The organism is Asticcacaulis biprosthecium C19 (assembly GCF_000204015.1).
GTDB lineage: Bacteria > Pseudomonadota > Alphaproteobacteria > Caulobacterales > Caulobacteraceae > Asticcacaulis > Asticcacaulis biprosthecius.
Genome location: NZ_GL883078.1, coordinates 841,814 through 865,992, shown reverse-complemented (window position 1 = coordinate 865,992; position 24,179 = coordinate 841,814). Strand labels below are relative to the sequence as shown.

Genomic DNA, 24,179 nt, shown 5'->3' with positions numbered 1-24,179 from the left:
GACGCCTCATGAATCGCCGTCATCTGCTGCTCGGCCTGTCGGGCCTAGTTGTTTCTGGGGCGCTTGCCGGGACCGCCCGCGCCGCGCAAACTCTCTATGATCCGGGTGTCGAGCTCTACACCGTCCGCGATGCGCTGAAGGCCGATCCGGTCGGGACGTTCAAGAAGCTTCACGCCATCGGCTATCGCCATATCGAGACGTCCAACCTGGCCGGGATGACGGCGCAGGCTTTCAAGGCGGCACTCGACGAAGCCGATATGAAGGCGACGGCAACCCATGTCGGCCTGGCTGATCTGATGTCCAATCCGGAAGCCACCCTAGATGATAATCTGGTGCTGGGCGCCAAGTACGCCGTCATGGCGTGGATCCCGCAGGATCAGCGCGGTGACTGGGCCATGTGGGCCGATCGGATGAATCACTGGGGCGAACTGGCCAAGGAACGCGGGGTCGTCTTCGGCTATCACAACCACGATTTCGAGTTTGTGGGGAAAGGGCCGGAGATGCCGTTCCATATCCTGCTGGAGCGCACCGATCCTGAGTTGGTGATAATCGAGCTCGATTGCTACTGGTGCAGCCTAGCGGGCCACGATCCTGTCCATGTGCTGGAAGAACACGGCGATCGCATCAAGACCCTGCACCTGAAGGATAAGACGCCGTCAGGTGACATGGCGCCGGTCGGTGAAGGCATAATCCCCTGGGACAAGGTGCTGAAGGTCGCCAAGGCCAAGGGCGTCGAACAGGTCTATGTCGAGCACGACAACCCGACGGATGGGTTTGTGAGCTTAGCGAGCAGCTATAAGTATCTGAAGGGCGTTTAATCTTATACCTCCCCACGCCTCTTTGCGTGGGGAGGGGGACCGCACGAGCGAGCCAGGCCGTAGGCCGCCAGCGCGTGAGATGTGGTGGGGGGGCGACTTTACGAAAATGCCGTAGATTGATAGTTTGAAACCATGAAAAGGGACATCCGAAAACTGGCCCTCGCCAAGGAAATGCGGCGTGAGCTTACGACGCCGGAATTCCTTCTATGGGATAGACTGAAGCACAGGGATGGCGACGGAATCGCTTTTCGTCGCCAACATCCGAAGGGGCCGTATATTCTCGATTTCTACTGCCACAAGGTAAAGCTATACGTGGAAGTTGACGGAGCCCTTCACGATTCCGACCGAGACGAACGACGAGACCGCTGGCTGAATGAATAGGGTATCGAAGTGTATCGAATTCCGGCCGGAGAGGTATTCCGCGATCCAGATGGAGCAGCGGACGGTATTTGGCTGACTGTCCAGGCGCGGTTGAGCCAAAAGTAAGTCGCCCCACCACCGCACCTCACTCACTCCGCCTTTGGCTACGTTTCGTTCGAGCGGTCCCCCTCCCCACGCGAAGAGGCGCGGGGAGGTATAAGAAAGTGTCAGTGCTCCGCCGCCTTCGTTTGGTAATACTCGCTCAGCACAAAGAATGCCCGCTTGCGCTGACCGGTTTCCGAGGCAAGGCCCTTGCAGTTCGCCCCTCTTGCCAAGCCGCGCGTCGACATGAATGGACTTAGGCGAATTCGGATATGATTTTTCGCAGGCCTATGGGCGGCACGTCAAAACCGACCTCATGCCCGGGATTAACAACCAGCCCAAACTCGTGCGGAATGCGTCTCAGAAATTCGCCGCCGCGTATCGTTAGGCAATAGGGGGCCAATTTTGAAGCATCAGCAATGCGCTCCAAAGCGGTAAAGCAGGCGACCATTTGTACACCTTCCTTGTCGAAGATGACAGGTTGGAGCCCTGACCAATCTTGCCCGACTTCATTCGCACTCGGCACATATAAATCAGATGCACAAAGCAAGCGCAGGAAACTGGTCATCGGGACGTGACCACTCCGAACGCTCACCAATTCTGCTTCAAGATTGTTGACAGGCGTAAAATTCATTGGTCTCCTCGGAGCAACTTCCAAAAACTGCGGTACAAGAGCTCGGCGCTTTATTCCTCCGCCGCCTTTTTCTTATAATAGTCGCTCAGCACAAAAAACGCCCTTTTCCGCTGGCCGGTTTCCGACACCAGCCCCTTGCGGTTCCAACCCTCCTGCCAGGTGGTCTGGCGGCGCGGTGAGCGGAAGTCCTTCAGAATCCACGGCGACATGCCGCGCAGGAACGGGATCTTGTCCGCCATGGCCAGGGTGCCATTATAGAAATCGACCTGGTAGTCCTCGCTGAAACGGCTGTGATGCTCGGAATCGAAATGGCCGTACTGCGCATCGGCGCCGAACTCCGACAGCAGCAAAGGCTTGCCCGAAGCGCTGTGCCAGACGGTGTTGGGCACGTCCTCGATCTTGTCGTTGCCGTACCAGCCGTTGTAGGTATTGACCGCCAGCACATCCAGTTCCGGCACGATCGGGTCATCGATGGTGATGTCGATGCGGCCGTCAACGATCTGGCGGTGGCTCAGCAATGCCGCCGAGACCAGTCGGGTGCCGTCGATGGCGCGCGCGTGTTGCGCCATGGCCGTGTAGAAGCTGTTGCGGGCATCGCTGACCGGAGTTTCGTTGCCGATGCTCCAGATGATGATCGAGGCGCGGTTACGGTCACGCAGGATGTTCTCCGCCTGCATGCGCTGCGCGGCCTTCAGCACGGTCGGGCTGTCGAACTTAACGGTCCAATAGACGGGAACCTCGGACCACACCAGCAGGCCTATTTCATCGGCCATGCGCGTCATCACCTCCGAGTGCGGATAGTGCGACAGTCGGACATAGTTGCCGTTCAGCCCGTACTTGATCTCGCCCAGAAGCGCGCGCGCCGCCGATTGCGTGATGATGCGCTGGGGCGAGGTGCCGAACTCTTCCTCGTGCAGCGAGATGCCGCGCAGATAGATGGGTTCGCCGTTCAGCAGGATGTCGGCGCCGCGGACCTCGATGGTGCGAAAGCCGATGCGGTCGCTGACGGTATCTTCTCCGGCCTTGACGGTGACGTCGTACAGCACCGGCGTATCCGGCGACCAGCGCTTGAGGCTTTTCGGCGCGGCGGCGCTCAGCGACACGCGGCCCTGGGCGTCGGTCGTGCCCTTCAGGGTCAGTTTCAGCGCCGGAATGGCCACCTCGACCGCGGTTCCAGCCTTGCCGGCGCCTTCCAGGGCGACATCGGCGGCGATGCGGCCGTCCTTTGTGAGGCGGATAAAGTCGTCATCGACAAAGGTCTGCGGCGTGATGACCAGGCGGACATCGCGGGTGATGCCGCCATAGGTTTCCCAGTCGGTGATGGTCGGCGGCACCGTGTCGGCCGAACGCTTGGAATCGACAGCGACGATCAGATTGTTGCCCTTTTCGCGCAGGATATCCGTCACCTCGAAGCTGAAGGGGGTGAAGCCGCCTTCGTGGCTGCCGACCTTCTGTCCATTGAGATAGACATCGGCGCGGTAATCGGCGGCGCCAAAACGCAGAAACACCCGCTTGGCTGAGCGCGCGGGTGCGTCGAAGGTCTTCAGATACCACATCAGCCCGTCATAGTGACGCGTCTCCGGATCATAACCGATCCACGAGCCTGGCACCTGGGTCACCGGCGCGCGGTGGATGTCGTGTTCGAACAGCGCGTTGGGATTCTTGGCCATGGCGTCGGCAACGCTGATGTCCATGGCGCGGCCCTTTGTTGGGTCGTAGGGCTTGCCGTGAAAGTCGTAGAGGCCATCGCGGTAGGGGTCGAGCGACCAGTGCCACGGGCCGGACAGGCTGACACCCGTGCGCAGATCGCCATTGACCAGGATGTATTGCGGCGTCACGTCGGCATAGGCTGCCTTATCCGCGGGGGCGCCGGGTTCGCCAGGGCGGCCAAGGGTGCACCCAGGGGCGCCGTCGCCATCACAAAAGCCAGAACCCATTGTTTCAGTACCTTCATGATGACCTCCCGTGTTTTTATTTGCACTCGACTTAACCCGCCGTTCAACGCCTGACAACGGCTTTACCGTCTGAGGGTTCCAAGGCCATTGGCGTTTGATAGCTTTGGGTTCATGATGCGCCAAAATCGGAGGCGACCGCCGTGCATAAGCTCAAGGAAAACGAACTGCTGGCCCTGACCCAGGATTACCCGCATTGGAAAATCGATCCGGACGGTAAGGCCATCCGCGCCGACTTTACTTTTGCCGATTTTAAGGCGGCCTTTGCCTTTATGGCGTCGGTAGCGGCCGAGGCTGATCGCATCGACCACCATCCCGAATGGTTCAACGTCTATAACCGTGTGCAGATTCGCCTGACGACGCACGATGCCGATGCGGTCACAGAACGTGACCACACCCTGGCGCGTTTTATCGAACTGGCGGCCCAGGCCAGCGGCGTCCAGCCGGCAGCAATTTTGGCATAGTAGCCGGCGGTAAAACCTACTTGCCAGATGCGATGACCTTCACTCATCGCATCTGGCAAGCGCGACTGCGCGCCGCCGCATATGCGGCGCGCCATGCGGCGTTTGAGCTAAAAAAATGCGAATACCAACCCGCACCTGTTTGTCGGCCGCTTTGCAGGATGGTATTCGTCTCGCATTTATTTTTTATTTTTGACCTCCTACATGTTACGATATCTCTGGGGCGGTTCTATCCATTTTCCGTCATCCGGGGGTGTGCAAATTTTACCTCTTTGGGACGTCAAATGCTGGAAAAGAAAAACACAGTTCTGATTGTGGATGACGAAGACGAAATCCGCAAAATGCTGAGCATTTTTCTGGAAGCCGCGGATTTCAAGGTGTGCGAATGCGACAGCGGCAAGCAGGCCTTGCGCCTGTCGGCCTCGGTTCGCCCCGATTTGATCCTGCTTGACCTGGGCTTGCCGGACATTGACGGCAAGGAGGTCATCGCCAAGATCCGTGAGTGGTCGAATGTGCCGATCGTCGTGCTGACTGCGCGCTCGGAAGACGCCGACGCTGCGCCGGCGTTGAACTGCGGTGCCGATGACTATGTTACCAAACCTTTTTCGGCTGAGGTTCTGCTGGCCCGTATCAATGCCAATCTGCGCAAATCGGCGGTCAAGGAAGTCGGCGAGCCAGAAATCGTCCATGGCCCGATCCGCATGGACCTCGTACGCCATGAAGTCTTTATCGATGGCGAGCGTATCGGCTTTACGCCCAAGGAATACGACCTGCTGCGCTTCTTCCTGGTCAACCGTGGCCGCATGCTGACGCACAAGCAGATCCTGAAGGAAGTCTGGGGCCCTGCCCACCTGGAGGATACGCAGTATCTGCGCGTCTATATCGGCCAGGTGCGCGACAAGCTGGAAACCCGGCCGGGCCTGGGCAAGTCGATCGTGTCGGAATCCGGCATCGGCTACCGCATGGACCTGATCAATCCGGAGCCGGAAAAGATCCAGCAGGCTTAAGGTCTATAAAAAACGTGATGGTGGAAAACCAGGGTTGGCGCGTGCCGGCCCTGGTTTTTTGTATCTCTGTTTCGGATAATGGCCTTTGACGTTTTCCTTATTTCGGAGCGACGACTCGTCTTTGTATATTTATCGTCGCTCACCTACGCTCAGGATGACGCCCGGCTCCAGGCCGGAGCCTGACAGGAGAAGACCATGTTAAACTGGATTGTGACTTTCTTTATTCTGGCGGTGGTTGCCGCCTTCTTCGGTTTCACCGGCCTGGCCGGCACCTTCGCCGAAATCGCCAAGTTCATCGCCGTGATCTTTGTGGTGCTGTTTATCGCCAGCCTGGTGTACCGCATGATCACCGGCCGCAGCGCCAATCCCCCACTGTGACGGCAGTAAAATCCAAATAAAGAACCGGCCCTCGCGGCCGGTTTTTTTTATGTGTCGGACCTGAACCGGCCGCGTAGCGGCAATTGCGTTAAAGTGGGTCCACAGATTAGACAGATTTCACAGATTATTCAGAGGCTTAATCTGTGAAATCTGTCTAATCTGTGGATCCGCTTTAAAACTATTTCCGCTCCGTAGAATAAGCAGGATTACGACTTGCGGTTATCGGAATAGATTAGCGTAAACACCGCTCCGCCTTCGGAGTGGTTGGTCAGCTCGATCCGTCCATGCAGCAGCCGCATGATATGCTGGCAGATGGTCAGGCCCAGACCCGTGCCGGCGGCCTGCTGATCGGACTTTTGCAGGCGGGTGTATTTGTCGAACACCGCCACCTGCTGATCGTCGGGAATGCCTTCGCCATGGTCCCGGATGCGGACGAAGCCGTAACCGTCCTTCATGCCGTAGGCGACCTCGACCCGAGGCGTTTCCTTGCCGGCCTTGCGGCCACCGAATTTGAAGGCATTATGCAGCACCAAGCCGATCGCCCGGGCGCCCAGCATCGGATCGGTAACAATCTCGTCTTGGGTACCCACCTGGGTAATCTCCAACTCGCCACGCGTCTTCAAAGGCCCTAGCCGTGACAGCGAATCCTGGATCATCTGGCTCAGCCGCGCCGATTCAAAACGCGGCCGCACGGCGTCGGCTTCGAACTTGGCCATGTCCAGGATGTTGGTGATGAAATAGTCGAGCCGGAAGGCTTCGGTGAGGGCGGAACTGACCAGGGCGCGGCGCTTGTCCTCGGACAGCTTGGCATCCAGCAGCGTCATCACTTCCAGTGACCCGATAATGGTCGCCAGCGGCGTCTTCAGGTCGTGCGACACCGACGACAGCATCTGGCGGTGCAGATATTCGCGGATTTGATCGTGCGAAGGCGAGGACATGTCGTTGGCGGGCATCATAATTGTCTAACTCGAATATGCGGTCCGCGCCACCGCAAACACAAAAATGAAAAAGAGGGAGCAAGGTTTACGCCTTGCTCCGCGTCATGGATCAGGGCCTCGACCCGGGGAAAGATCGAAGCCGTGATCGGTCCAGTACTACCGCATGACGCCAAACAGATAGAGGAGGATGATGATGGGGATCGGTATGCCCACCAGCCACAGTAAAATGCCTTTCATCGATCGTTCCTTTCTCAGGTTCTGTCGTCGCCGTCGGTGGCCTTGGAGACGGCGCTGGAGGTCGACTTGCCGGCCTTTTCCAGGCCCTTGCCGGCGTTTTCGCCGGCTTCTTCGAGATTTTCGCCAACGCTGGACAGGGTGTCGCTGTCCTTGACCTCTTCAATGGCCTTGTTGGCGGCCGCGGGCACGGCGTCAATAGCCTCACCGACATGCTCGCCGATCGTGGTCGAGTTGTTCTTGTTGAAGTACCAGATGCCGGCGATGATCAGGACGATCACCAGAATGATCACCAGAATCCGGCCGAGTGGCGAACCGCGTGTCGTGCTCATTTCTTGCCTCAATCTTCGACGTGTTCAGCGATATGCAGATAAGTGACCAAATCTTCGCGGTCCTCATCCTCGTCGAACAGTTCCGGCGGCAGGTCTTCGTCATAGACGTCCCCGTCGATCGTCGATTGGTGGATCGGGGGTGACGGCCGGCGGGTCGGGAAAGGGGCGACATGAGCGTTCATCATGGGGTCCTCGGCTCAGGCAGCGTGACTGCGCATTTCGGGTTGCGTGACGGGGGGAATGTCGGGCTGCAAATCCGGAGAGGTCTCCGGCTGGTCCGGTTGATCGGGAATCTCGGGCTGGGCCGGTTCCGGCGCCGTATCGGGCGTCGGTTCGCCGGGCTCTGCAAGCGTGGGATCGGCAAAGGTCGTATCGAAGGCGGGGATCAGCATGTTGATCCGGCGCAGGGCGCGCGACACTTCGTCGGTGCGGTACTGCTGGTCGGCCGTGGCGGGGTTACCGCCTTCGTCTTCCAGGCGCAGATATTCTTCCAGGCAGAGTGCGAGTTCCTTCTGGGCGTCATGCAAGGTGCCAAGACCCTGTTCGGTCAGCTTCTGAACGGCGTTGAGGCCGTCGAGATAGGTTTCGGTCCAGGCGTTAAGGCTTTCGATCTGGGCCTTGACGTCGGTCTTCAGCCGGGCGCCTTCGCAGCCGTTGAGCAGCTTGCGCAGGTCGCGGGAGACCTTTTCGACCTGCTCGAGATGGGAGGTGGCGGGCGCTGCGGCATTCAGGGTTTGATCGCTTTGATCGGGCATGACGTTCATCGCCTCCATTTCGGGGCCATGAGCGCCCCCGGTTGAAGGTGACGTTATGCCAAGGCTTGCAAGGTCGCAGTGCCGAAGCCGCTTCGGCCCCGTAAGGAGCCGGTAAGGTTCGGACAGGTTCTTAGACTCAAACGACGGAACACCCGGACAGAAACGGAAAGAAGCGGAATTCCGGGTGCGGCACTTTGCGCGCGAAGCGCCTTACTTCCTGACAGATATTAGCTGTTCTGAAAGATGTCGGTCGTCCTGAATTCCGTGTTTTCAGTGTCGCCGCGCAGCGGCCTCAGTGTTTTCCGTGTTCCTCTTAAAAGCCTCAGGTAAACCGAAGATTTTTAAGAGGAACACGGAAAACACTGAAGTGCCGCCTGTGGCGGCGTGCACGGAAGTCACGGAATTCCAGGTGAAAATACGCCAGTGCATCACTTGAACCATCAAGCCGTCAAAGCGCTTCGCGCGGGAGATTCGGCTATCGGAATTCCGTTTGTTGCCTTACCGGATCTGGCCCAGTTTCATCGCCAGGATATCCGGCAACACCGGCTTGGAAATATAGTCGTCCATCCCCGCCGCCAGGCAGCGTTCGCGGTCGCCCGCCAGGGCGTGCGCCGTCACCCCGATAATGATATTGCGCGCATCCTCGTCTTCCAGTTCGCGGATGCAGCCGGTGGTCTCCAGCCCATCCATGCCGTGCATCTGGACGTCCATCAGGATGGCATGGAAGGGATGGTCGCGCTCACGCACCATGTGGATGGCCTCGACGCCCGACGCCGCGGCCAGAGCGTCGTAGCCGAGCTCCTCCAGCATCAGCGACAGCACCATGATGTTCGGCGCATAGTCTTCGACGATCAGCACCATCGGCTTGGCCTCGCCCTCCATTGGACGACGGCGCGGCAGTTCGGGTTCGGTCACCGCTTCACGGGCAAAGCCGCGCGGCAGACGCAGCGTGACGTGGAAGACCGAGCCTTCGCCCGGCCGGCTTTCGACGCGGATATCGCCGCCCATCAGTTCGACCAGCGAACGCGCGATCGACAGGCCGAGGCCCGAACCGCCATAGCGCCGGGTGATGGTTTCATCCGCCTGGGTAAACTTCTCAAAAATCAGCGGCAGCTTTTCGCGCTCGATGCCGATGCCGGAATCGCTGACGCTCATGTGCAGGATGGTGTGATCGTCGCCGTCGGGCGTGACCTCGGCGCGCAGGGTAATCTCGCCCGAATCGGTAAACTTCAAGGCGTTGCTGACCAGGTTCATCAACACCTGCTGCAGCCGCGTCCGGTCGCCCTGCAACACCGTTCCGTGCGTCTTGTCCTCCAACTGGAGTGTCAGCCCCTTGCGGGCGATATCCTGTTCGAACATGACGCGGATATCGCGCAGGATGGCCGAGACCTCGAACGGCAACTGCTCCAGGTCGATGTGATCGTCCTCGATGCGGCTGATGTCGAGCAGATCGTTGATCAGCTTCAGCAGCAGGTCAGCATTGGTGCGCAGCGTGTCGACGATCTTCTTCTGCTCGTCGTTCAGCGGCGACTTGGCCAGGACGCTGGCCAGGCCGGTGACCACGTTCATCGGCGTGCGGATTTCGTGGCTCATGGTCGCCAGGAAGCGGCTCTTGGCCTGGCTGGCCGCCTCGGCGCGTTCCTTGGCGTGCTGCAGTTCGTCGCGCTGCTGGGCGTTCTCGCGCAGCAGCCGCTCCTTGGTGAAGGCCGAGGTCATGATGGCCGGCAACAGGTCGAGATAGGTCTGGTTGACGTCCTTGACCGCATAGTCGGCGGCGCCCTTTTCCAGGGCCTCCAGCGCGATGCGCTCATCGCCGCCGGTGGTCAGGATGACGGCGGGTGGCGGCTGGGGCATCCGGCTGAGATGATCCAGCAACTCCAGACCGTTCATGCCCGGCAGGTTGTAGTCAACCAGGACCAGGTCGTAGGTGGTGGCCTTCAGCGCCTCAAGGCCCGCCTCGGCGGTTTCCACGGTATCGACCGTCAGGCCAGCGCGCTCCATGCGCCGCTGCAACAGACGGCTCAGCGCCGCATCGTCCTCGACATAAAGGATGCGGTGCATGGCGTGGTGCGTCGTGGCACGTCCGGACGCGTTGCCGGATGCGGCGCCTGGAGGTTTTCCTGAGGGGTTTCCAGAGGGGTCTGTTGTATTAGCCATGACGATTGTCGGGAATGTGGGGTACGCGCACGACGGTCAGCATCAGCCCCAGTTTACGAATCGCGTCAGAAAAGGCCTCATAGCCGACCGGCTTGGTCATAAACCCATTGCACCCCAAAGCATAGCACCGGTCAATATCTTTCGGATGATCGGTGGTGGTCAGCACCACGACCGGGATCAGGCGGGTACGGTCATCTGCCTTCAGGCGGCGCAAGATCTCAAACCCGTCGATATCCGGCAGATTCAGGTCCAGCATGACAACGCAGGGCTCATGGGCATCGGGAATATGCGATCCGGCCGCGCCCGTTTCGGGGAAGAAATAGTCTACCGCCTCGGTCCCTGTGGTGAGCAGGGTGATCGGGTTCATGACGCCGCCGCGCTGGAGGTTGCGCCGGATCAGGGCCGCGTGGCCGGGATCGTCCTCGATCATCACCACGGTGAAGGGCTGGGCAAAGGGCTCCATCATCCGCGCCCTCCGCGGGTCGAGGCGGTCCTGCGGTTTTCGACGGCCGGCCGCAGTGCCTCCAGCGTCTTCTTGGGCAGGCTGAAAAAGAAGGTCGTGCCGCTGTTCAGCGCCGATTCGAACCAGATGGCGCCGGACATGCGCCGCAGCGACGCCTTGACGAAGGCCATGCCGATCCCGAGACCGCGCACATCGCCGGTGTTGCGGGCGCGGCGGAAGATGTTGAACACCCGGTCGCTGTCCTCCGGCGCAATGCCGCGACCATTGTCCCGAACGGAGAAGATATAATCGCGGCCGGTTTCGTGGCAGGTGATCTCGATTTTACCCGGTTCATCGGCGCGCAGATATTTGACGGCATTGTCGATCAGGTTGGAGAAGATCTGCTCCAGGGCCGTGCGGTCGGTGACCAGTTCCGGCAGGGCGCCGACCTTGACCTCGACCCCCTTGTTGCTGATTTCGTAGCTTTGGGCGCCCAGGCAGGTGTCGACCACGTCACGCGCATTGACCTTCTCGTCTTGATAGACGTACTTGCCGATACGCGACAGGTCCAGGATGGCCGTGGTCAGGGTGTCCATGCGGTCGACGGCGTTACCGATAAAGCCCAGGGCCTCCGGTACATCGCGCTTGAGGATGGTTTCCAGCTTGTCCCACGTCGGGGCGCCGATCTGGTCCTTCTTCGGTTCCAGCAGTTCGTTGACCTCATGCACCGCAATAGCCAGTTCGTGCGAAAAGCCTTTCAGGTTGACCAGTGGCGAGCGCATGTCGTGCGAGGTGATGTAGGTGAAAGCTTCCATGTCGGCATTGAGCTGGCGCAGGTCTTCTTCGCGCGCCTTTTGTTCGCTGATATCGGTATGGGTACCGATCAGGCTGCGGATCTGGCCGAATTTGTCCCAGGTGCCGATGCCGCGCGACAGGATCCAGCGCCAGGTGCCGTCCTTGTGCTTCATGCGGAACACATTGCTGTAGAAGGGCACCTTCTTGGTGATGTAGTCGCGGCGGACCTCCAGCGAGGCTTCGACGTCGTCTGGGTGAATCAGGGCGATGGCAGTCTCGGCCGTTTCCTCCAGTTCATCGTCGTCATAGCCCAGCATGGCCTTGAACTCGTGCGACATGAACATGGAGTCATTGACGAAGTTGAGCTCATACAGACCGTCATTGACCCCGTTCATCACGGCCAGGAAGCGCGATTCGGCGCGGCGATTCTCGTCCTCGGCCTTTTCCTTCTCGCTTTCCAGCCGGATGATCAGCACCGTGCCGGCCAGCAGGATCCCAACCCCCAGGACGGCGCCAAAAACGAGGATATAGAGGAAATTGTTGCGCTGCTTGTCGACGAGTTCGACCTGTTGGCGCAGCATGATCAGCCGCTTGTCGACGGCAGCCTCCACCGTCGTGCGCAGGCGGTCCATCTGCTGGACCTCCTCCTCCATTTCGGCCGACGAAATGACGCTGCGGCCCTGGGACTTGACCCGGGTAACCTGTTTGGCCAGCAAGGTCTGGATGGCCTCGATCTGTTCCAGCCAGGCATTGGTTTCGGCAAAGGAGGTGGGTTCGTAATAGGTCTGGTTGCGCAGGGCGAAGATTTCGTCGCGCAGACGGGCATTGGCCCGGTCATAAGGTTGCAGGAAGCGGGTTTGGCCCGACAGGACGAAGCCGCGCACGCCGGTTTCCATGTCGATGACGTCACTCAGGATCATCCGGCTCTGACGGATATTTTCATACTGGTAGATCGTGTATTTGTGCGATTGCTGGACGCGCTCGTATTGACCGTAGATGACCATGATGAAGCCGCACAAGGCAATGGCGATCACGGCGAAGAAGGCCAGATAGACCTCTTTGACGGTAATTCCCCAGGGCAAGCGCATAATTAACCGGCCAGCTTTTTTCTTGATTGTGGCATGCCCGGCCTGACGGCTCAAGCGTCCGGCCCGCCGCCGGGATGAAACGGCGGCATCACCCAGCCACCCTGCACCCTATCGGGCGGGGTGTAAACGGACAATAAGCGGGGCCATGTTGAATGTAAAAACGCGGTAAGAGCTAAAATTTTATAGGGAATTTCAGGCTCTGCGGCTGCGAAGGCCGGAGATAAAGGCGCCGGCGATGTTGCTGACGCGGTCGGCGACCTTGCTGACAACCGGCGTCTGGGCATTGAATACAAGGTCGATGTCCGTGCGGACGGCAGCCCAGGTGCGCAGGGCGGCGAAGGCCGTCAGGCCAATGGTGATCAGACCCAGGCCAGCAACCAGAGTACCGGCAAAGGCGCTGCCGACGCCGGCGGCCAGCATTTCGGCATAAATCAGCCAAAGCAGGGAGGCGAACAGCAAGGCTGTCATCAAGGTGGCGAAGACGCTGAGCATGAGGAACACGGCCATGCCAGCCAGGGCGCGCATGACGTACGGCTTGGAATCTTTCAGTTTATGGCTGGCCGAAAGCAGATCCAGAAGCCGCAAAATGACCGACATCGTGTTCTCTCAATGAGGTTAATTACAGGGAGGCCGTCAGGCTGAGCCGAAAAGGGCTGGTTTCGAGAACCGGAGCGGAGCGTACTTAAGTACGTGAGCACCGGAAGCGCAGAAAACGGCTCTTTGCAGGCCAGCCTGGCGGCTTCCAAAAACTTCGGGAGCGGAGCATGGCCAGGACACCATGCTCCGCTCCGGCATCTGATCATCACTCGGGGGGGGCTTGATGACCCGATGCGAACGAATAAGCTTAGCGGCGCGCCAGCAGGGCGCCGAGGATGAAACCGGCCCCCAGCGCAATGGCACTGGAGCGAATGGGATTGGACTTGATTTCGGTCGTCAGCTTGTCGGTCGTGCTGCGCGTCTGATCGACGGTCTTGTCGACGAAGCCGCGAACCTTCTGACCGGCATCCTGAGCGTAATCGCTGACATTGTGCAAGATGTCACGGCCGGTGTTTTCGGTGTCGCGGGCAGCGTTGCGGATGTCGTTTTCAGCCAGGGTCTTGGTAACATTGGCGGCGGCCTTGGTCGCGGAAGAAAGCATGGTTCGTCTCCTGTACAAACAAAAGGGAGGTCAATTTTTCGGGGGAGGAAAAGGGCTCACGTCCACGGATTGCTTGCACGGCGTATAATCCGAGGTCTTAGGCTAGGGGGGGCGGTAAAGAGCCCCGGACTGTGCCGCGCCGGAAACCGTGGACGTGATAATCCTAGATTGGTGCATCGCGTTTAAGGAAGCCATGTGGACGTCAGCGGATATTATAAAGGCGGCATAAAGATACGGCGAATGCCTATAATATAAAGGAATTGTCCACAGGCTGGACGGCACGTGCGCACCCTTGATCCGATTTTTACGTCATCGGCGACGGCTGCGCGCATCAAACTTATGCGGCGGCTGATAGGCTTGGTTCAATCGCAGCCAGGATGGCGGGCGATGATCATTTCATCAGGAGACTGACCATGTCGATCAAGTCGAGCATCAAGGAAACCGTCGGCGCCGCCGAAGAAGAGCTGGGCGAAGCCGTTCACAACGACAAGATGGCCGATAAGGGTCGCGCACTTCGCAATGAAGGCCGTATCGGCAACGGCAAGCTGCCCAAGACGTCGGTTCCGGGCACGGAAAAGTAAGATTAGTCCGTCGTCAAGCGTATCCACCTCCCGCATGACTCGCCCTTCGGCCGCTCCCTGGCCGGGGGCGTTTTTTTGCATGAAAGGCTGGTAGAATCAAACGACGGAAAAGACGGAAAGAGGCGGAAAGAAACGGAGTTCCGGTCGTGGCACCTCCCGCGCGAAGCGCCTTCATTCCCGAAAACGATGACGTTTTGCACCCAAGCCCTACACACCCTGAATTCCGTGTTTTCAGTGTCGCCGCGTAGCGGCCTCCGTGTGGTCCGTGTTCCTCTTCTTCATCTCAGAGATATCTCCGCCAGCCGGCCTGTCGCCGGCATTTAAGTGGAACACCAAAAACACTGAAGCACCGCCTGCGGCGTCGCAAACTGAAGACACGGAATTCAGGGTTTCAAGCCGGCTGGCGCAAAACCCCAAACACATAGAATGAAGGCGCTTCGCGCGCGAGTTGCCACGACCGGAATTCCGTTTCTTTCCGCTCTTTCCGTCTTTTGATTCCACCGGCCGAGCAGAACCTAGGTCTTGGTCAGATACGCATAGCTCGCCTGCAGGCTGGCAAAGGCGTCCGTCGGGTTATCGTGCTCGACAAACACATTCGTCACGCCCTTTTCCTTGGCCGCTTTCAACACCGCCGTGTAGTCGATCACGCCCGAACCGACCGAAGTCATCTTGCCGTCAGCCGCCTTGTCCTTCAGGTGCAGCAGCTTGATGCGGTCGCCATGCTCATGCAGGACATGGAGCGGATCGTGGCCGGCGAAGCTGGCCCAGTAACAGTCGAGCTCGATCGCCACCTTGGCCGGGTCGGTCGTTTCCATCAGGATATGAAACGGCATGCCTTCGGCCGTCTTCACGAACTCGAAGTCGTGGTTGTGATAGGCCACCGTGATGCCGCGCGCCTTGGCCAGGTCGGCCCAGCCGTTCATCTGTTCGCCCAGCTTGGCCCAGTCCTTGCGCCGCTCCGGCGAGAGCCAGGCCAGGACGGCATAGCTGCCGCCAAGCGTCGCGACCTCGTCCAGTGCCGCCTCGGGGCGGGTGAACCAGTCGTCGTGCGGCACATGGCTCGATACAGCTTTCAGCCCAGCCTGATCCAAGAAGCCGCGGATCTCTTTCGCGGTCCGTCCGGCCAGGCCGGCGGTCTCGACCTCGGCAAATCCGATCGCCTTGACCTTTGTCAGCGCGGCCAAGGGGTCGGCGTTGAAGGCATCACGTACGGTGTATAGTTGCATGCCCAGATGATGATAGGCGTGGGCCTGGGCAGAACCGGCGCTGGCCAGGCCGAGCGCAGCGGCGCCCATCAGGAATCCGCGGCGCGAAGGGGTAAAGGCGTTCATGACGAATTTTCCTTAAATAATATTGGCTTTGACCTGCTTCACGGCATAGTCGGCGGCGCGCGCCGTCAAGGCCATGAAGGTGATCGAGGGATTGACGCACGAGGTCGACGCCATCTGGGCGCCGTCGGTAATGAACAGGTTCGGCGCGTCGTGCGCCTGGCTCCACTTGTTGACGACCGACTCCTGCGGACTGTGGCCCATGCGCGCGCCGCCCATTTCGTGGATGGCGTCACCCGGCACGTGTTCGCGCTGCTCGGCCTTGACGTTTTTCAGGCCCGCCGCGGTCAGCATCCGGATGCCTTCCTGCTTGGCGTCGGCCATCATCTTGTATTCGTTGTCGTGGAAGGTGACATTGAACACAGCCAGGGGCACGCCAAAGCGGTCGACCTTGGTCGGCGACAGGGTCAGGGTGTTGTCGCGATAGGGCAGGCATTCACCGAACGCCATCATGCCCATCCGCCACGCTCCGTATTCACGCATCTGCTCCTTCATGTCGGCACCAAAGCCTTCCGGCCATTTGGGGCCGCGACCGGCGCCGCCCTGGTAGCCATACCCGCGCACGAAGTCGACTTCGTTTTTCTGGTCGTCGCGCAGGTTGCGGAAGCGCGGGATGTAGATCCCACCCGGCCGCCGGCCATATTCGATCATGTCATTGAAGCCCGGGACCTCGCCCGAAATGCTGACCCGGAAGATGTGGTCCATGACATAACGGCCAAGGGTCCCGCTCTGATTGGCGAAGCTGTCGGAACGGCCTTCGGCGCGCGAATTCAGCAGGATCTGCACCGAAGCCAGGGTCGAGGCGCACAGGAAGACGATGCGTGAGCGATAGGTCTTGGCTTCTTTGGTGTTGGCATCGATGACGCGCACGCCGGTGACGCGCTTCTTGGCCTCATCATATTCCAGCGACGTCACCACGGAGTCGGGGATCAGGGTCAGGTTGCCGGTGGCGCGCGCCGCCGGCAGGGTCACCGCTTGGGTCGAGAAATAGGCACCGAACGAACAGCCGCGCGCACACTGGCTTCGGCTCTGGCAACGCGACCGGCCCTGTTCGGGCTTGTCCTCGGTCATGTTGGCGACGCGGTTATGGATGAAGTGACGGCCCGGCACATTCGACTTGAACTGGTCCTGGACCCAGCGCTCGGCCACGTTCATCGGGTGCGGCGGTTGGAACTGGCCGTCGGGCAGTTCGTCCAGCCCGTCCTTGTTGCCGGCAATGCCGGCATAGGATTCGACATAGTCATACCACGGCGCGATGTCGTCATAACGGATCGGCCAGTCATTGCCGTTGCCGTCTTTCTTGTTGGCTTCGAAGTCGGTGGCGTTCCAGCGCAGCGACACCCGGCCCCACAGGATCGACTTGCCGCCGACAATGGCCGGTCGGACCCAGCGGAAATCCTTGCCTTCGTCATAGGCATAGGGGTTCAGCCGGTCGTTGTTAAAATAATGCGCCTTGTCGGAGCCTTCGGCGCCGCCGAACCGGGCTTTGAAATGGTCGCTCTCGACCTTGGCCTTTTGTGTCTGGCCGCGGAAGGGCAGTTCCCAGGCACCTTTGCCTTCGCCCGGATAATCGCCGTGTTCGACCATGTAACCGCGGTCGAGCATCAGCACCTTCATGCCCTTTTCGGTCAGTTCCTTGGCGGCCCAGCCGCCACTGACCCCCGAACCGATGACGATGGCGTCGAACTCATAGGACGCGTCTTGCATTTGTTTCTCTCCTGGTGCCGCCGTCCGTCTGCGCAGACCCGCGGCTGTATGCCATCAGCCGGTGAAGACGCGGCCTTCGTACTTGTAATCGCCGTCATAGCGGCCGGGGACGGGCAGGTAGACTCGCTCGACTGTCATGCCGATTTCGGAGCTGTAATAGCCCGACACCACCAACTGGCGTGAGGCATAGAAAAACTCGGTTCCGGCGCCGGGCACCTTGCCGTTCATCACCTCGGTGATAACCTCATCCTGTATGGCGGCCTTCAGCTTGGCGAAGCTTTTCTTGCGGCTGGTTTTGGCGTGCGCCTCGACCGCGTCGATGCCCTTGATGAAGTCGGCGCGTTCGTTGCCGGTGAACCAATCGCCCAGCATCATTTCTATATAGGCGGGTACGCCGGCGGCAATCGCCCCAGGTGTGTCGGTGGTCGGCACAATGCGCTCGCTGTAGGCGGCGACAAAGGCGCGTTGAGCCGCGGTGAAGACGGTCGTGGTGGGCTGAAAGCCGAGTTCCGACGCCGTCGGGTCTGCGGCAAGGTCGGCGGCTCTGGCAAGGGCGGGAATCAGCGTCATACCGAAGGCGCCGGCGATCGCGCCCAGAGCCATGCGGCGGTTCATGCTGAGATGGTCCATGTTTCTCTCCTGTCTTTTGCCCTCTTGCGGGGTGTTGAGACGACGCCATGTAGACACGGAAAATTCGATCCGACAATGCAAAATTTTGTCACGAAAAAGGGACCTGCTGGGTTGAGCAGGTCCCTTGATGCGCAAAGATTGTAATCCTTTACAATGCGATGTCGTGTAAACCTTTACAGAGCCGGTGTTATCGTACCGGTTTCGTTTTCGCTGTCGGTGTCGCCGTTGGACAGATCGTCGATCACGCCGATGCCAGTTTCGCCTTCGTCGTTTTCGTCATCCACGTCGTCGTCGAGGTCTTGGTCCTCGTCCTCGTTCAGGATGTTGTCGCCGACTTCGTCGCCGGCGTGTTCATCGAGATCGAGGTCGGTTTCGGGATTTTTGTCGTCGAGCATGGCTGTCTCCTCTGCAGAAAGAGACAGTCTGCATCCGGACGCATAAGTTCTCAGCGCGGGAGATGGAGAAGCGTATAAAATTATCCTCCACCGCTTGCGGTGAGAGGACGAGAGCGGAACGAAGTGAACGCGATCGGCGCGGGGCGGCGAGCCTGACGGGCCTTCCGAAGACGCTTATACACCGGGCGGTACAGCATGCCCCTCACCCTAACCTCTCCCCGTAAACGGGGAGAGGGGATTCTACAGCGTTACGCGTCCGTCGCTTCAGCTTCTTCGGCGACCGTCTCTTCCTCGTCCGACACCAGCTTGACCGCCGCGCGCAGGCGTTCGCGGCAGACCGATCGGCCCAGCACTTCCATCGCCTGGAACACCGGCAGCGACCGCGTCGTGCCGGTAATCGCCACGAACAGGATCGGCGCGGCGTCCTTGGTCTTCAGGCCTATCTCTTTTGCGATGGCCGCTACGGCGTTGAAGATCGACTCACCGGTAAACTCGGTCAGGGTATCGATCAGCGCATAGGAGCGCGTCAGGATCTCGCGCAGTTGCTCTTTCGTCGCCTTCAGCCCGTCGAAAGCCTCGGCCTTCAGGTCAATATGGCCGACGAACATGAAGGCGATCAGCGGCGCCAGGTCGGCCAGCTTTTCGACCCGCGACTGGGCCAGGTCCAGAACGCGGTCGGCGCGGCTCTCGCGTGCCGCCCATTTCATGACGTCCGCGCGGAACTGCTCCGGCGTCTTGCGTTCGCGGATCCAGCGCGCGTTCATCCAGTCCAGCTTCTTGACGTCGAACACAGCGCCGGCCTTGGACACCTGGGCGATATCGAAGCGCTGGATGAATTCGTCGCGCGTCATCAGCTCGTCCTCGCCCTCTTCGAAGCGGACAAAGTAGTGACCCAGGAAGTTGGCCAGGGCCTCCGGCAGGTAGCCCTGGGCTTCGAACCACGACATCGAGGTTGGGTTACGGCGTTTCGACAGCTTGGAGCGATCGAGCTGGCGCATCAGCGGCAGGTGCAGGTACTGCGGCGGAGTCCAGCCGAAATGGCGGTACAGCAGAATATGCTTGGGCGTCGACGACATCCACTCTTCGCCGCGGATGACGTGGCTGATTTCCATGACATGGTCGTCGACGACATTGGCCAGGTGGTAGGTCGGCATGCCGTCCGACTTCATCAACACCTGCATGTCGATGTTCGACCACGGCATGGAGATATCGCCATAGACGCCGTCGGTGAACTCGCAATTGCCTTCGGTCGGCACCACCATGCGCAGCACGTGCGGCTCGGTCTGGGCGCGCGCTTCGGCCTCGGCCTTGGGCAAGGTCAGGCAGCGGCCGTCATATTTCGGCGCTTCGCCCTTCATGCGCTGGGTCTTGCGCATCAGATCCAGGCGCTCGGCCGAACAGAAGCAGCGAAAGGCGTGGCCCGACTCCAGGAGCTGGCCGGCAAAGCGGTGATAGATGTCCTTGCGCTCGCTCTGGCGGTAGGGGGCGTGGGGGCCGCCCTTGTCGGGGCCTTCTTCCCAATGCAGGCCCATCCAGGTGAAGGCCTCCATGATCTTGCGTTCGGAATCGGGGGTCGAGCGGCTCTGGTCGGTGTCCTCGATGCGCAGGATGAAGGTGCCGTTGTTGCGGCGCGCAAAGGCTTCGTTGAGAAGCGCGGTGTACATGGTTCCGATGTGGGGCTCGCCCGTCGGGGACGGAGCGATGCGGACGCGAACCGGAGAGGACATTGTGCAGTCTTTCGTTACAGCCGTAAATGAGCCGCTCCTTTAGGCGGTTACGGCACAAACGGCAAGATCGCTGTAGAAACCCCTCTCCCCGCGAGCGGGGAGAGGTGAAAGAAAGCCTACACACTCAAATGCTTGAGCAAATCCGCGACCTTGATCGAGGCAAAATGAATGCTCGAATCCGCCACGCCATAAGGCAGGAACACCCACTCGCCGCAGCGCATGGCGCCACAGGTATAGATCACGTTCGGCACGTAGCCCTCACGATTGTCCTCGGACGGCGACAGCAGCGGCACCTTGGACCGGCCCAGAACCTTGCGCGGATCGTCCTTGTCCAGCAGCATCGCCCCCAGAGAATAGCGCCGCACCGCGCCGACACCGTGGGTCAGGACCAGCCAGCCTTCGTCCAGCTCGATCGGCGAACCGCAATTGCCCATCTGGATGAGTTCCCACGGTTCCACCGGTCCCGCCAGGAAATCGCCATTGTTCCAGGTCAGCCGGTCGTCGCTTTCAAGATAGAAGATGCTTTCATGATCCAGCCGGCCGACGGCGGCATAGCGGCCATTGATGCGGCGCGGGAACAGGGCGAGGCCCTTGTGCTGTGACGCAGCTCCGCGAAACGGGGTCAGCTTGAAGGAGCGGAAGTCGCTGGTTTCGAGACATTCGCAGGCCGTCTCGCGGCCATTATAGGCGGTGTAGGTGCCCATAAAGGTCGAGGCGCCGTTGTCGTCGGTAAACTTGACCATGCGCAGGTCTTCCAGGCCGTTGCTCTGGTTGCGTGTTACCGGAAACAAGACAGTCTCTGACACCGGGCAGCCCTGGTGGCCATGCACGGTCACCACGCCGTCCAGCGGGGCATTGCCGTGGGGCTTGGCGGCCACCGCGATCTGGGCATCGGGTTTCAACTCGACCTTGCCGTCAGGATGGAAGGTGCCTTCGCGGAAAGAAATGGTCGAGATATGGCCTTCACCGACGGTGCGCGTCGACATGATGAAGTTGGTGGCGCCGACAGGGGCGCCTGTCTGGTCTGGGTGGGGCACGACCGATGGGTTCATCACCGCGGCGGCCTGATAGCTATACTCGTGACAGAAATAGGCGCCGATCAGCGCCTGATGGTCCTCATCCAGCGCATCCATGCCGCCCTGCATCGCCTGGATCTGACGGAAGCGCTCCAGGAAGATGCCGCGCGTCTGCCAGTGGCGACCGGTGAAGTCGCGATTGACGATCTCCAGCTCGGCCTTGACGACGTCGTTCGGCATGTCGACGATGGCGGCGCAAATCCGCGCGACGCGCGACATGGCGCCCATGGCGCTGTTGTGCGCGCTGATCGAAATCGAAAAGGGCAGGATAACGACGCGCTCGGGGTTGGCGTGCAGGGTCGTTGGACTGATGATCATCTCGGTCAAGGTGCGTTCCCCGTGTGTCGTGCGAACGGATCCGTCCATTGCCGCCTCCTATAGTCTGTTGCAAAAAGTTTGACACCCTCTGTCCTTGTACGGAGAGAGGGTGATCACGGTGTTGTTATACGCGCAGCTTCGGGCTCAGAGACCGGCCTTAAGGGCTGTCCAGCTCAACGGATAGGCCAGGATCGACTCGGCGCCCTGGTTCTGGTTGAAGCCATTCGGGTTCAAACCGTCGTAGCAACCGCCATCCGCGGTCACCATCGGCAGGCTGTGGACGTTTTCACCATGGAACCAAGCATAGCTGCGCAGGGCTTCATTGCGCCACAGCGAGTCGGTGGTCACGGTCCAGGCGGTGAGGCAGGCCTCGACGGTGGCGACGACCTCTATCGGCTGCTGGTCGAACAGGTTGCGACCCTGGCTGTCCTCTTTAAAATGCGAGGTCGGCACCGGCACGAAACAGCCACTGGCGTCATCGGTCTGGCGCTGCATCAGCCAGCGCAGGGAGTCGATGCCGTCGTTCAGCATGGCATTGTCGACCAGGAACTGACCGGCCAGGATCAGCCCTTCGCTGAGGCGCGCATTGTCATAGGCGAGATAAGGTTCGAACCACTTGTGGCCCGCGCGGGCATGATGCCGGTAGGCGCCATGCACCGATTGGCCGAGCTTGCGGACCAGAACCTGTACTTCCTGAGGATCGCCGATGACGCCGAAACCGCGGACCAGGCAGCGGATCAGGATGGCGCGGGCGCGCAGGGATTGCCATTGCGTTGTCTTGCCGAGAACGTCATTGGCCAGGCTAACGGCCCAGGTGCGCAGGTCTTCGGGCAGGTTCGAGCGGGCGACATCGACCAAACACTCGAAAGACCGGGCGCAGCAGTCGTCTGAACCGCCGTCGTCCAGCCACTGCCGGCCAAACGACATGAAGTTGCGGAAACGCGTATCATGGTTCCAGGCATGGTTCATGAAGGCAGCATAGATGCGCGTCAGTTCAATCTGGCGCGGCGTCAGGGGCGAGATGTTCGACAGGCGCGCTGCCAGCGACAGGGCGCGGCAATTGTCGTCGGCACAATAGCCATGCTCGCGGTCGGGCAGGCCGTACTTGCCGTGCTGGAAAATACCACAGCTATCGGTCATACGCTCGATCGCGCCCCAGGCCGGCGCATCGCCGATGACCTTGGCGCGGATGCCGGGCTCTTCGGTACGGCGTTCGGCGTCAGCCTCGGCGCGGGTGACATAGGCGTTGGCCACAGCCGACCAGCGCGACGACAGCCCGGCCTGATAGGCACGCTGCGACATGGCGGTGCGCGCCGTGTCCGAGGCCAGCAGGTTGGAGATGGCCAGGGTAAAGGCGTGGACATCCTTGAAGGGGCAGAGGGCGCCGACGCCGCCGGCCAGGACTTCCTGAGCATGCCAGTAGGGCGTCGAGACGATCGGCCGGCCCAGCGCCAGGGCATAGGAGAGTGTGCCCGACGTGATCTGGGTCTCGGTCAGGTAGGGCGTGACATAGACGTCAGTGGCCTGCAGGATGTCGACCAGTTCGGCATCATTGACGAAGCTGTTGATGAAGTGGACATGGCGTTCGACGCCGAGATCGCGCGCCATCTGCTTGAGGCTGTCGCGGTACTTTTCGCCTTCGTTGCGGATCAGGTGCGGATGGGTGGCCCCGATGACCAGATAGATTAGGTTGGGGCAGCCGCGGACGATATCGGGCAGCGCCTGGATAACGGTCTCGATCCCCTTGTTGGGCGACAGCAGCCCAAAGGTGGTCAGGGTTTTCTTGTTGGTCAGGCCCAGTTCGGCCTTGAAGCTGGTGGTGTCGCGAAGCGGCCGCGACGGGGCGCCGTGCGGGATGACGGCGATGCGGGCTTCCGGCACCTGATAGACGCGCATCAGGATGTCCTTGCCCTTCTGTGCCATGGTGACCAGGGTGTCGGACAGGCGGATCAGGGCATCCATAACCAGGCGCTGTTCGGCGTTGGGCTTTTCCAGAATGGTGTGCAAGGTGGTGACGATCGGCATGTTGAGCCGCTCCAGCATGGCCAGCAGATAGCGGCCGGACGGCCCGCCATAGATGCCGAATTCATGCTGGACGAAGACCACGTCGTTGCCGGCGGTGTTCAGTTCGTCGGCCAGGGCGCGGTAGGCTTCGATGTCGTTCTGCGGAAGTTGGTGCGTCACCTCTGCCGGATAGTCGTATGACGCGCCGGGGTCATTCATGGCGACCACGCTCCACTGCGCCTTCGGCAGGGCCATGGACAGGCAGGCGTACATGTCGCGCGTGAAGGTGGCCAGGCCGCATTGGCGCGGCGGGAAGTTGCCGATAATCGCCGGCCGGGTCAGGCGGACGGCACCGGACTTGGCGTCATTTAGAAAGGGAATATCGATTACGCTGAAGTCTTCGTCTTCGATCCGATTGGCGGCCTGGAAACTGTTGGACTGCAGCATATTCTTACCTCGATGAGCTTGGAACGCACGTCCTCTCGCGCGGAAAAAGCCGTCAATGCTTCTCACGCCTTTGTTTGGACTGATCACGGAATTGTGCTAAGGCTCTGAAAACCTTGCGGAATGTAGGCATACTGCCCGTCAGCCCATAAAAAAGCAGTAGGGAAGACGGAATTTACAGTAAGCGGACAATCATGCTGCATAGCACAAAAATAGTGCGAACGCGCACATAATTGCCCCTGTCACGACATCGTGCGTGGGGAAAAGCTATTTAAAAACCATAGGCTTTGTTTTCAAGAGCGCTAATTTCTTGCTCCTCCCCGCTTGTCGGGGAGGGGGACCGCTCGAGTGAGTGGAAGCCTGAGGTCGAAGACCGAC

Annotated in this window: 24 protein-coding genes; 6 read left to right on the top strand and 18 right to left on the bottom strand. The window is 60.2% G+C overall.

Translation table 11 applies throughout. The annotated features are described in order from the left end of the window. Positions 1-8: 8 nt before the first annotated feature. Both ABI_RS14345 and ABI_RS26680 read left to right on the top strand, forming a co-directional pair. The gene (locus ABI_RS14345) at positions 9-818 is read left to right on the top strand and encodes a sugar phosphate isomerase/epimerase family protein (protein ID WP_006273745.1); all 810 of its coding nucleotides are present in this window, start codon (positions 9-11) and stop codon (positions 816-818) included. Positions 819-950: 132 nt separating this feature from the next. Further along, a complete protein-coding gene (locus tag ABI_RS26680) occupies positions 951-1,199 on the top strand; it encodes an endonuclease domain-containing protein (protein ID WP_083811515.1) in 249 nt (82 codons plus the stop codon). Positions 1,200-1,536: 337 nt separating this feature from the next. On the opposite strand, the gene ABI_RS14335 is transcribed toward ABI_RS26680, so the two are convergent. Together ABI_RS14335 and ABI_RS14330 are read right to left on the bottom strand one after the other, a co-directional pair. After that, on the bottom strand, positions 1,537-1,914 hold the full coding sequence (locus tag ABI_RS14335; protein ID WP_040309284.1) for an SseB family protein: 378 nt from the start codon (positions 1,912-1,914) through the stop codon (positions 1,537-1,539). A 50-nt stretch (positions 1,915-1,964) separates the two neighbouring features. After that, on the bottom strand, positions 1,965-3,851 hold the full coding sequence (locus ABI_RS14330; protein ID WP_083811514.1) for a glycoside hydrolase family 2 protein: 1,887 nt from the start codon (positions 3,849-3,851) through the stop codon (positions 1,965-1,967). Between the two features lie 158 nt (positions 3,852-4,009). On the opposite strand from ABI_RS14330, the gene ABI_RS14325 reads away from it, so the two are divergent. The 3 genes from ABI_RS14325 to ABI_RS14315 all read left to right on the top strand — a co-directional run bounded on the left by ABI_RS14325 (position 4,010) and on the right by ABI_RS14315 (position 5,712). After that, complete coding sequence (locus ABI_RS14325; RefSeq protein ID WP_006273740.1) at positions 4,010-4,330, top strand: 4a-hydroxytetrahydrobiopterin dehydratase; 321 nt, start codon at positions 4,010-4,012, stop codon at positions 4,328-4,330. 281 nt (positions 4,331-4,611) lie between these two features. After that, on the top strand, positions 4,612-5,334 hold the full coding sequence (locus ABI_RS14320; protein ID WP_006273739.1) for a response regulator: 723 nt from the start codon (positions 4,612-4,614) through the stop codon (positions 5,332-5,334). Between the two features lie 195 nt (positions 5,335-5,529). Continuing rightward, complete coding sequence (locus ABI_RS14315) at positions 5,530-5,712, top strand: DUF1328 domain-containing protein (protein ID WP_006273738.1); 183 nt, start codon at positions 5,530-5,532, stop codon at positions 5,710-5,712. Between the two features lie 206 nt (positions 5,713-5,918). Here the strand turns inward: ABI_RS14315 and ABI_RS14310 are convergent, their stop codons facing one another. From ABI_RS14310 to ABI_RS14275, 9 genes are all read right to left on the bottom strand, one after another. Further along, a complete protein-coding gene (locus ABI_RS14310; RefSeq protein WP_245531356.1) occupies positions 5,919-6,665 on the bottom strand; it encodes a sensor histidine kinase in 747 nt (248 codons plus the stop codon). Positions 6,666-6,901: 236 nt separating this feature from the next. Beyond that, a complete protein-coding gene (locus ABI_RS14305) occupies positions 6,902-7,216 on the bottom strand; it encodes a hypothetical protein (protein ID WP_006273736.1) in 315 nt (104 codons plus the stop codon). An 8-nt stretch (positions 7,217-7,224) separates the two neighbouring features. Continuing rightward, on the bottom strand, positions 7,225-7,398 hold the full coding sequence (locus ABI_RS25275; RefSeq protein WP_157138904.1) for a hypothetical protein: 174 nt from the start codon (positions 7,396-7,398) through the stop codon (positions 7,225-7,227). A gap of 15 nt (positions 7,399-7,413) precedes the next feature. After that, positions 7,414-7,971 carry a hypothetical protein gene (locus ABI_RS14300; RefSeq protein WP_157138903.1) on the bottom strand — a complete coding sequence of 186 codons (558 nt, stop codon included), beginning with the start codon at positions 7,969-7,971 and terminating at the stop codon, positions 7,414-7,416. A gap of 498 nt (positions 7,972-8,469) precedes the next feature. Then, positions 8,470-10,032 carry a hybrid sensor histidine kinase/response regulator gene (locus ABI_RS14295; RefSeq protein ID WP_006273733.1) on the bottom strand — a complete coding sequence of 521 codons (1,563 nt, stop codon included), beginning with the start codon at positions 10,030-10,032 and terminating at the stop codon, positions 8,470-8,472. 88 nt (positions 10,033-10,120) lie between these two features. Further along, the gene (locus ABI_RS14290; protein WP_006273732.1) at positions 10,121-10,594 is read right to left on the bottom strand and encodes a response regulator; all 474 of its coding nucleotides are present in this window, start codon (positions 10,592-10,594) and stop codon (positions 10,121-10,123) included. Then, positions 10,591-12,453, bottom strand: a complete 1,863-nt coding sequence (locus ABI_RS14285; protein ID WP_006273731.1) for a sensor histidine kinase — start codon at positions 12,451-12,453, stop codon at positions 10,591-10,593. Before ABI_RS14285 ends, ABI_RS14290 begins: the two co-directional genes overlap by 4 nt. 192 nt (positions 12,454-12,645) lie before the next feature. Then, positions 12,646-13,050: a hypothetical protein gene (locus tag ABI_RS14280; protein ID WP_040309283.1), complete on the bottom strand. Its 405-nt coding sequence runs from the start codon at positions 13,048-13,050 to the stop codon at positions 12,646-12,648. Positions 13,051-13,297: 247 nt separating this feature from the next. After that, positions 13,298-13,591: an ElaB/YgaM/YqjD family protein gene (locus ABI_RS14275; protein ID WP_006273729.1), complete on the bottom strand. Its 294-nt coding sequence runs from the start codon at positions 13,589-13,591 to the stop codon at positions 13,298-13,300. Between the two features lie 413 nt (positions 13,592-14,004). Here ABI_RS14275 and ABI_RS25710 point away from each other — a divergent pair, with 413 nt between their 5' ends. Next, positions 14,005-14,172, top strand: a complete 168-nt coding sequence (locus ABI_RS25710; protein WP_006273728.1) for a hypothetical protein — start codon at positions 14,005-14,007, stop codon at positions 14,170-14,172. A gap of 515 nt (positions 14,173-14,687) precedes the next feature. On the opposite strand, the gene ABI_RS14270 is transcribed toward ABI_RS25710, so the two are convergent. From ABI_RS14270 to ABI_RS14240, 7 genes are all read right to left on the bottom strand, one after another. Then, on the bottom strand, positions 14,688-15,503 hold the full coding sequence (locus ABI_RS14270; RefSeq protein ID WP_006273726.1) for a sugar phosphate isomerase/epimerase family protein: 816 nt from the start codon (positions 15,501-15,503) through the stop codon (positions 14,688-14,690). 12 nt (positions 15,504-15,515) lie between these two features. Next, positions 15,516-17,207, bottom strand: coding sequence for a GMC oxidoreductase (locus tag ABI_RS14265; RefSeq protein ID WP_006273725.1), 1,692 nt, complete (start codon positions 17,205-17,207; stop codon positions 15,516-15,518). Between the two features lie 54 nt (positions 17,208-17,261). Then, positions 17,262-17,837 (bottom strand): gluconate 2-dehydrogenase subunit 3 family protein, encoded by a 576-nt coding sequence (locus ABI_RS14260; RefSeq protein ID WP_006273724.1) that lies wholly within the window; start codon positions 17,835-17,837, stop codon positions 17,262-17,264. A gap of 173 nt (positions 17,838-18,010) precedes the next feature. Continuing rightward, on the bottom strand, positions 18,011-18,232 hold the full coding sequence (locus ABI_RS14255) for a hypothetical protein (protein WP_006273723.1): 222 nt from the start codon (positions 18,230-18,232) through the stop codon (positions 18,011-18,013). 248 nt (positions 18,233-18,480) lie between these two features. After that, positions 18,481-19,959 (bottom strand): glutamate--tRNA ligase, encoded by a 1,479-nt coding sequence (gene gltX, locus ABI_RS14250; protein ID WP_050808302.1) that lies wholly within the window; start codon positions 19,957-19,959, stop codon positions 18,481-18,483. A 116-nt stretch (positions 19,960-20,075) separates the two neighbouring features. Beyond that, complete coding sequence (locus tag ABI_RS14245; protein ID WP_006273721.1) at positions 20,076-21,401, bottom strand: glycoside hydrolase family 130 protein; 1,326 nt, start codon at positions 21,399-21,401, stop codon at positions 20,076-20,078. A 96-nt stretch (positions 21,402-21,497) separates the two neighbouring features. After that, positions 21,498-23,804, bottom strand: a complete 2,307-nt coding sequence (locus tag ABI_RS14240) for a glycosyltransferase family 4 protein (RefSeq protein WP_006273720.1) — start codon at positions 23,802-23,804, stop codon at positions 21,498-21,500. Positions 23,805-24,179 lie beyond the last annotated feature (375 nt).

What these genes read in the sequence shown, in the direction of transcription:
- ABI_RS14255 (WP_006273723.1), bottom strand. Translation starts at nt 18,232, where the DNA reads ATGCTCGACGACAAAAATCCCGAAACCGACCTCGATCTCGATGAACAC.
- gltX (WP_050808302.1), bottom strand. Translation starts at nt 19,959, where the DNA reads ATGTCCTCTCCGGTTCGCGTCCGCATCGCTCCGTCCCCGACGGGCGAG.
- ABI_RS14270 (WP_006273726.1), bottom strand. Translation starts at nt 15,503, where the DNA reads ATGAACGCCTTTACCCCTTCGCGCCGCGGATTCCTGATGGGCGCCGCT.
- ABI_RS26680 (WP_083811515.1), top strand. Translation starts at nt 951, where the DNA reads ATGAAAAGGGACATCCGAAAACTGGCCCTCGCCAAGGAAATGCGGCGT.
- ABI_RS14305 (WP_006273736.1), bottom strand. Translation starts at nt 7,216, where the DNA reads ATGAGCACGACACGCGGTTCGCCACTCGGCCGGATTCTGGTGATCATT.
- ABI_RS14275 (WP_006273729.1), bottom strand. Translation starts at nt 13,591, where the DNA reads ATGCTTTCTTCCGCGACCAAGGCCGCCGCCAATGTTACCAAGACCCTG.
- ABI_RS14265 (WP_006273725.1), bottom strand. Translation starts at nt 17,207, where the DNA reads ATGCAAGACGCGTCCTATGAGTTCGACGCCATCGTCATCGGTTCGGGG.
- ABI_RS14295 (WP_006273733.1), bottom strand. Translation starts at nt 10,032, where the DNA reads ATGCACCGCATCCTTTATGTCGAGGACGATGCGGCGCTGAGCCGTCTG.
- ABI_RS25275 (WP_157138904.1), bottom strand. Translation starts at nt 7,398, where the DNA reads ATGAACGCTCATGTCGCCCCTTTCCCGACCCGCCGGCCGTCACCCCCG.
- ABI_RS14330 (WP_083811514.1), bottom strand. Translation starts at nt 3,851, where the DNA reads ATGGGTTCTGGCTTTTGTGATGGCGACGGCGCCCCTGGGTGCACCCTT.
- ABI_RS14240 (WP_006273720.1), bottom strand. Translation starts at nt 23,804, where the DNA reads ATGCTGCAGTCCAACAGTTTCCAGGCCGCCAATCGGATCGAAGACGAA.
- ABI_RS14260 (WP_006273724.1), bottom strand. Translation starts at nt 17,837, where the DNA reads ATGGACCATCTCAGCATGAACCGCCGCATGGCTCTGGGCGCGATCGCC.
- ABI_RS14315 (WP_006273738.1), top strand. Translation starts at nt 5,530, where the DNA reads ATGTTAAACTGGATTGTGACTTTCTTTATTCTGGCGGTGGTTGCCGCC.
- ABI_RS14245 (WP_006273721.1), bottom strand. Translation starts at nt 21,401, where the DNA reads ATGGACGGATCCGTTCGCACGACACACGGGGAACGCACCTTGACCGAG.
- ABI_RS14335 (WP_040309284.1), bottom strand. Translation starts at nt 1,914, where the DNA reads ATGAATTTTACGCCTGTCAACAATCTTGAAGCAGAATTGGTGAGCGTT.
- ABI_RS14345 (WP_006273745.1), top strand. Translation starts at nt 9, where the DNA reads ATGAATCGCCGTCATCTGCTGCTCGGCCTGTCGGGCCTAGTTGTTTCT.
- ABI_RS14280 (WP_040309283.1), bottom strand. Translation starts at nt 13,050, where the DNA reads ATGTCGGTCATTTTGCGGCTTCTGGATCTGCTTTCGGCCAGCCATAAA.
- ABI_RS14320 (WP_006273739.1), top strand. Translation starts at nt 4,612, where the DNA reads ATGCTGGAAAAGAAAAACACAGTTCTGATTGTGGATGACGAAGACGAA.
- ABI_RS25710 (WP_006273728.1), top strand. Translation starts at nt 14,005, where the DNA reads ATGTCGATCAAGTCGAGCATCAAGGAAACCGTCGGCGCCGCCGAAGAA.
- ABI_RS14285 (WP_006273731.1), bottom strand. Translation starts at nt 12,453, where the DNA reads ATGCGCTTGCCCTGGGGAATTACCGTCAAAGAGGTCTATCTGGCCTTC.
- ABI_RS14300 (WP_157138903.1), bottom strand. Translation starts at nt 7,971, where the DNA reads ATGCCCGATCAAAGCGATCAAACCCTGAATGCCGCAGCGCCCGCCACC.
- ABI_RS14290 (WP_006273732.1), bottom strand. Translation starts at nt 10,594, where the DNA reads ATGATGGAGCCCTTTGCCCAGCCCTTCACCGTGGTGATGATCGAGGAC.
- ABI_RS14310 (WP_245531356.1), bottom strand. Translation starts at nt 6,665, where the DNA reads ATGCCCGCCAACGACATGTCCTCGCCTTCGCACGATCAAATCCGCGAA.